At 59.4% G+C, this 5,942-nt stretch carries 9 protein-coding genes; 5 read left to right on the forward strand and 4 right to left on the reverse strand.

What is annotated here, in order from left to right; translation table 11 throughout:
* The 3 genes from H512_RS0119655 to H512_RS27690 form a co-directional block, all read left to right on the forward strand.
* The coding region (locus tag H512_RS0119655; protein ID WP_026784868.1) for a Tn3 family transposase at positions 1 to 318 on the forward strand (318 nt) is incomplete at its 5' end.
* A 438-nt stretch (positions 319 to 756) separates the two neighbouring features.
* Positions 757 to 921, forward strand: a complete 165-nt coding sequence (locus H512_RS27215; protein ID WP_169507195.1) for a hypothetical protein — start codon at positions 757 to 759, stop codon at positions 919 to 921.
* Between the two features lie 234 nt (positions 922 to 1,155).
* Complete coding sequence (locus H512_RS27690; RefSeq protein WP_084798647.1) at positions 1,156 to 1,380, forward strand: DUF5335 family protein; 225 nt, start codon at positions 1,156 to 1,158, stop codon at positions 1,378 to 1,380.
* A gap of 31 nt (positions 1,381 to 1,411) precedes the next feature.
* On the opposite strand, the gene H512_RS26685 is transcribed toward H512_RS27690, so the two are convergent.
* The 3 genes from H512_RS26685 to H512_RS27220 all read right to left on the reverse strand — a co-directional run bounded on the left by H512_RS26685 (position 1,412) and on the right by H512_RS27220 (position 3,877).
* Positions 1,412 to 2,056 carry a helix-turn-helix domain-containing protein gene (locus tag H512_RS26685; RefSeq protein ID WP_084798648.1) on the reverse strand — a complete coding sequence of 215 codons (645 nt, stop codon included), beginning with the start codon at positions 2,054 to 2,056 and terminating at the stop codon, positions 1,412 to 1,414.
* Positions 2,057 to 2,282: 226 nt separating this feature from the next.
* Positions 2,283 to 3,374 (reverse strand): LuxR C-terminal-related transcriptional regulator, encoded by a 1,092-nt coding sequence (locus H512_RS26055; RefSeq protein ID WP_053240085.1) that lies wholly within the window; start codon positions 3,372 to 3,374, stop codon positions 2,283 to 2,285.
* A 290-nt stretch (positions 3,375 to 3,664) separates the two neighbouring features.
* The gene (locus H512_RS27220; RefSeq protein WP_156899589.1) at positions 3,665 to 3,877 is read right to left on the reverse strand and encodes a hypothetical protein; all 213 of its coding nucleotides are present in this window, start codon (positions 3,875 to 3,877) and stop codon (positions 3,665 to 3,667) included.
* Positions 3,878 to 4,356: 479 nt separating this feature from the next.
* Between H512_RS27220 and H512_RS0119680 the strand changes: the two genes are divergently transcribed.
* Both H512_RS0119680 and H512_RS0119685 read left to right on the forward strand, forming a co-directional pair.
* Positions 4,357 to 5,010 carry a BON domain-containing protein gene (locus tag H512_RS0119680; RefSeq protein ID WP_026784870.1) on the forward strand — a complete coding sequence of 218 codons (654 nt, stop codon included), beginning with the start codon at positions 4,357 to 4,359 and terminating at the stop codon, positions 5,008 to 5,010.
* A 375-nt stretch (positions 5,011 to 5,385) separates the two neighbouring features.
* Positions 5,386 to 5,628 (forward strand): hypothetical protein, encoded by a 243-nt coding sequence (locus tag H512_RS0119685; RefSeq protein WP_026784871.1) that lies wholly within the window; start codon positions 5,386 to 5,388, stop codon positions 5,626 to 5,628.
* 42 nt (positions 5,629 to 5,670) lie between these two features.
* Here H512_RS0119685 and H512_RS0119690 read toward each other — a convergent pair.
* A partial coding sequence (locus H512_RS0119690) for an IS256 family transposase (protein WP_026784787.1) occupies positions 5,671 to 5,942 on the reverse strand: 272 nt, incomplete at its 5' end.

Below are 5,942 nucleotides of genomic sequence, written 5' to 3' on the forward strand. Positions count from 1 at the left end.
CTGGACGCCGATCTGCAACGCCGCGCGCAGATCGGGCTCAACAAGGGCGAGGCGCATCACGCGCTGAAGAGGGCCATCAGCTTCCACCGACGCGGCGAAATCCGCGACCGTTCCGCCGAAGGCCAGCATTACCGGATTGCCGGTATGAACCTGCTCGCCGCCATCATCATCTTCTGGAACACCATGAAGCTGGGCGACGTCGTCGCCAGTCAGAAACGCGATGGAAAGCTGCTATCGCCCGATCTACTGGCCCATGTCTCGCCGCTCGGATGGGAGCACATCAACCTCACCGGTGAATATCGGTGGCCAAATCCTTAGCGTAGGATTCCGCCCCCTCCCGCAAACGACCCCTTTGGGGTCGTAGGTAATACCAACGATTGGCACCCATTTTGTCGCGATCTGGTCACCGAGCGTCAAGCCGCTGAGCGTTGCCTCTGCCATTGCCGAGCCTACGTTGTATTCGGCTGAGATTGCCCGGGTCGCACCGCGTTCTTGAAGATACGTGCGGTCAGCATCGCCGTGAGCGCGCACGAGAACTTCGGCGAGCGCATCTATCTCACGAGCGCGCTCGAGCACGCGCCGCGCTTCGTAGCCATCTGGAACGGCAATGACGATAAACCGCCACATCTGCGGTCTGTGGCCGCCTAACAACGGGAGAGTACGTCGACGCATACATGGCGCATCCTCCTCAAGCTGCCTTGGGAGTTGCCAGCCGATCCAGCGCGTCCGGCTGAGGTGGAGCTCAGAGTTGTGGAGGTGGAATGGAACGGCGAGCATGCCCTGCTCGCCAATCTGGCGGTGCTGGCGATAGCACTGGGCATCGCTTACGGGTCGGCGGCGCTGTTCGGCGTCGCCGATTCACACGGCCGAGGCAATGACGGTCGTCAGCTCATCGCGGAATTAAACGCGGCACAATATTGAAAGCCCACCCCGCTTTCGGAGAATGCCCGGGAATTCAGAGGGAGCGCTCCACTCGGACTTGCGTGTCCCAGCGACATCATCGTCGCTATGGATCGCAGCCCCTGCATTGCGCCGAAGAATTCCAGGTCATGCTTTGGGATTCGGGGGGTCGAGCCGTGCTCGTTGCACACCGGCGCTCGCGTCGTGACTTTAGAGTTCTTGGCACGATTTGCCGCTGAAAACACGAGATCTTGAATGGCCGTGCATCAACTTTCGAAAAGCGAATGGCAATCGTACTGCGATCGCGTGTCAAAGGGATTGGAGGGAAAGCGTGCGCAGATCGAGGTTGCCGCATTGGGCGTCGCGCCGGCGGCAACCTCAACTACCGTCGACGAACTGCAGGAGGCGGAAAGCTCAAATGTTGAAGACTCCGGTACGGATATGCACGGCGCCCCTGAGCTGCGTCCTCATCCAGAATAGAGAACAGAGATCCTGTGCTTGAGTTCGCTCCCTAAGGCCGAATGATCGTGACGTTTCGGGGACCTTCCAGAGAAATTGCGCCGCGCTCGCGGAGATTCGTAAACGCTCGACAGACTGTCTCGGTCGAGAGTCCGAGCAGATCGGCGATGTCGTAGCGTGTAATGGGCAGAGCTAGATCGTTTTCGCCAGATCGGCCGATCCTATCTCTAAAATGGACCAGGAAAGCTCGCACCCGTTCCGGAGCCGACATTGTGCTCACTACGAAAATTTGCTGCTCCAGCCTTTCAATTGCCGCGAAGGTTCCCAGTCGGATGAGCTTGGCAGTCGCCGGATCAGAGTCCGCGAGAGCCTCAATTGCCGCTCGGGGATAACAGGCAACTATTGTTCCCTCCACAATTGCTTGCACCGAGGAGGCGTGCGCGTCGGATGATGAGAATCCAAAGAAGTCACCTGGGAGGTGAATGTCCGCAATTTGCCGTCGTCCATCACTGCGGATACGATATTTGCGTGTCGCTCCGGAAACGATGCGATACCACCAGTCACAACGATGGTGGTGTTCGAAGATGTCCTGATCACGCTGGAACGTCCTGAGGATGGCGATAGAGTTTAGGTCTCTCGGACTCTTGTTGATCCGTGGCTCGCAGTCCGAGCCGTCAAACCGCGATGAACGTTCCATCGACACGCCTTCAGAACGGAACCGTCCAAGCAATTGGACGACCGTGGTGACGATAGAAAAACGTGCGGGTAAGGAGCTATTTGTGGATTCACCTTATGGGAATTCTCGTAAAGGGAAATGGCCCGCTCAGAGAGTGGACGAAGTGGCGCGTCGTTACTGGGCGGGAGTCACATCTTTCCTTGCACGACCCGTTTGCCAGCGCTTAGAGGTGGATCATCACTTGGCACTACTCCTTTAAGCCAGCGAGAACCGCGAGCTTAATCGCCTCCGCGACGGTTTTCACTCCTAGCCGCCGCAACATGCGGGAACGATGAACTTCAACGGTTCGGACACTTATGCCGAGTTCGTGGGCAATCTCCTTGTGGGCCTGACCGTCGGCGAGCCGGACCAGCACCTGCCGCTCACGCTCGCTTAGCGTTTGCACGCGAGCTGCCGCCTCGTTGCGCTCGTCGGTGACCTCAGAGGATCCTCCCTCCTTTGAATCGGTCAACGTCTTTGACGGACTCGCAACCTCCTTGCCGACGACGCCAATCGCGACCGGTCCAGCCGGGGGAAGATCGAGGCGATAGAAATCGAACAGGAAAGGTCGGCTATCCTTCGACTTGGTGTGGAGCAGCCGTAGCACTCCCGTCCAACGCCCGTCGGAGAGAATCCGATGCCAAACGCCATAACGCAGCTGATCGCGGTCTCCGAGCGCCAGAAAATCGGCAATATGAAGCTCGGACGCCTCACGCAAATCAGCCAACCCGACGTGTTCAAGGCCAGCGTGGTTCACGAAGAGCGGCCGGCCCTGAAGATTCACGATGCCGATGAAGTCGGACGATGCGGCGATGAGCCTTGCGAGATATGCGTTTGGAGCAGTTTTCTCGCGCCGTCGCAATTCCAACATGGCTTGGCTTGCGGCCATGCGCTGAAGGAGTGTTTCCACCTCAGTTGGGAAATCTGGCCGATCCGACGCGACTATCACGGTCGCCTCGCCGTGATTGCCGATGGGCGTTGCGTGGACAGTGACCTTGTTGCCGCTGACCGGGCTGACGATCTTTCCCCCGTCCGTAATGGCTGCCAATAGGGAGTTGCGGACAGTCGGAACGAATGGCGGCGGCAGTCGTCCGTTGGGCCCATACACGAGCTCAACGACGACTTGCAGCGTCGCTATCGACATATATACAAAGTCGGCGTTGAGGGTCTTCACAAGGACCGAGGCCAGGCTTTCGACGACCGCGTCCTCCTCCAGGTCCTTCCAGTCCGCTTGCAGAGCGGAGAGGCGAAAGAGGTCGTCGAGCGCGCGGACCAGCTTTTGATTTTCCTCCACAGGCATTTGCGTCTCCGCCGATCAGGGTCTGACAGATCCTGCGGATCGGCTCTTGCTTGCTACAATCAGGATCGGTTTTCGGCTACAGTTGGGTTCGTGTCAGCCGAGTGCAACTAGCCATAGCAGATGCAGCAGGCAGTTGTCAGGCTCGCTCCACGGACTAAATTTGCAGCGGCGGCTAGGTTCTGTCCAGACGGAGCGGTGAGAAGTGTGAACCCGAAAGTGAGACCATGAGGTTGGACACGAACGTGACTGCGAAGAAGCGACCCAGATATACCCTCCTCGATGATCCCGGGTCAGCTGCCGGGAACGAGATCATCGTCACAATTTTCGACTGGCAAGGGAAGGCCCCCATCCGGGCCACCCTCGGATGGATGGCGCATTCTCGAGAAGGCGCTCACATTGGCCCGGACGAGAGCGAGGAGGTCGATGTAGGCCTTGCGCTCGCTCAGGCGCAGCGCCTGCTTCAGCGTTACGGTTTCCAAAGGATCGTGATCGTGCTTGAGCACGAAGACCTATGGGATCCCGCGTGGGGCGATCTCGTCCGCCGCTAACGCCGGGCAACCTGATGCGTCAGGTCCAGCTCACGGGCCCTTTCTCTTGGCGGGCAAGCGCCGCGGAGCTGTCGCGAGACAAAGAGCATTGATGGCAACTCCGCCTCCGACCGACACTGACAATCGACAGTTTTTCGCGAGATACGGCGCTCGAAGCGCGGACGGCTGTTTCCGAAGGACCGCTCACGCGGCGTGACAGGGGCGCCCCACGGGTTGCAGCCAGCCTGCCCATGAAGGTCGGACGTTTGTTTTCCTGCCAAGTGGCGGTTCGTCGCGAGAGCAGCTTCGTGCTGAATCGGCGTCCACATCGAAAACTGACGCCTGTCAGCGCGCGCCACCATGCCCGGCGTAGCGTGCTTACGCCGTAAGTTGCGGAGGACCGACCAGGGGCCGCGCAGCGCGGCCATGCTCAATTGGCAGAAGGAAATAGAACAATGAGATCTGACAGTGACATCAAGCGCGACGTGGAATTCGAGCTGAAGTGGGACCCCGACATCGACGCCACCGACATCGGCGTTGCGGTCAAGTCCGGCGTCGTGACGCTCACGGGTTTTGTCCGCAGCTATCTGCAAAAGTACGAGGCAGAGCGAGCGGCAAAGCGTGTGTCCGGTGTCCTCGGCCTGGCGAACGACATCGAAGTACGGCTGCCCTCCGAAAGCCAGCGCCCCGATCCCGAGCTCGCGCGCGAAGCCGTCGCCGCGATCAAGACCGAGCTTCCTTACGCGCACGAAAACATCAAGGTGTTGGTGAAAACCGGCTGGGCGACGCTGGAAGGCTCCGTCGAATGGGATTACCAGCGCACACGCGCCGAACGCGCGGTCCGGGCGCTGAAAGGCATAAAGGGCATCTCAAACCTGATCACGCTGAAGCCGCGCGTCGCCCCGGCCGAAATCAAATCGAAAATCGAGGACGCCTTCAAGCGCAGCGCCGAGATCGACGCCAATCGGATCGTTGTGACGGCCAGCGGGGGGGAGGTCACGCTCACCGGCACGGTTCGCTCTTGGGCCGAGCGCCAAGAAGCCGAGCGGGCCGCATGGCGGGCACCAGGGGTCACGAAGGTCGATAACCGTATCACCATCGCTCCTTGAACCGGCGCACATGAGACAGCGGAGGGCGGAAGTGTGCACTCTGCTCTCCGCTTTAGCGAAAGGTTTCGCGTCAAGGGGAAAGCGACCAATCGTGACTCTGTGAACAGCCAGGCAAACGCGACAGAAATCCCAAGCTAGAAGCCATTCTTGCGAACGCATTTCCCCGGTGAGACAGGGGCGAACGTGCGCAATACCGAACAAGAGGCGGCTCTACCGCAAGCATATAGTTTCCAATCAACCCGAGTTAGTTGTCTCGACGCGAGCTCGCACGTCGTATCCCATCCGATCATCCGAAACCCAACTCTACCGACGACCTCCGAACGGAACGCTGGGAGCTATCGCCAAGGGAGATGCACAAAATTTGGAGGAGCGCAGGTGCCGGACCGATTCTACCAAACAGTGGGTTTCATTGAAGACCTCGAGAAAGCGCAGAGCGCGATCCAAGTGGAAGAGTGTCTGCTCGCATTTGCTGCAAGTTTCGGCTTCACATCTGTTTTTGGCGGTATTGTTCCGTTGCGCCCCGTTCCGCTGGACGAAATGCCTTCACGCATCTTGTTTCAGCGGTTTCCAGAGGGGTGGGCGGAGCGATACAAGATCGTGTCCCAGGGCGTGGTGTAGCTTCGGCGCTCGCCGTGCCTTCCGGACAGAGCCGGGAACGTGTCAGCTTGCCGCTGGCAGGCTGATGAGCGGATCATCGCTCATCGTGGCGATGGTCTCAAGTGTCATGTAGCGGGACCGCTGGACGGCCCACTCGTCATTTTGTTCGAGCAGCAGCGCCCCGACGAGTCTGACGATTGCGTCATCGTTGGGAAAGATGCCGACGACCTCTGTCCGTCGTTTGATCTCGCCGTTGAGACGTTCGATGGGGTTTGTGCTGTGAAGCTTGGTCCAGTGCTGCCTGGGAAAGGTCATGTAGGCGAGCACGTCCTGCT

The organism is Pleomorphomonas koreensis DSM 23070 (assembly GCF_000425185.1).
Lineage (GTDB): Bacteria > Pseudomonadota > Alphaproteobacteria > Rhizobiales > Pleomorphomonadaceae > Pleomorphomonas > Pleomorphomonas koreensis.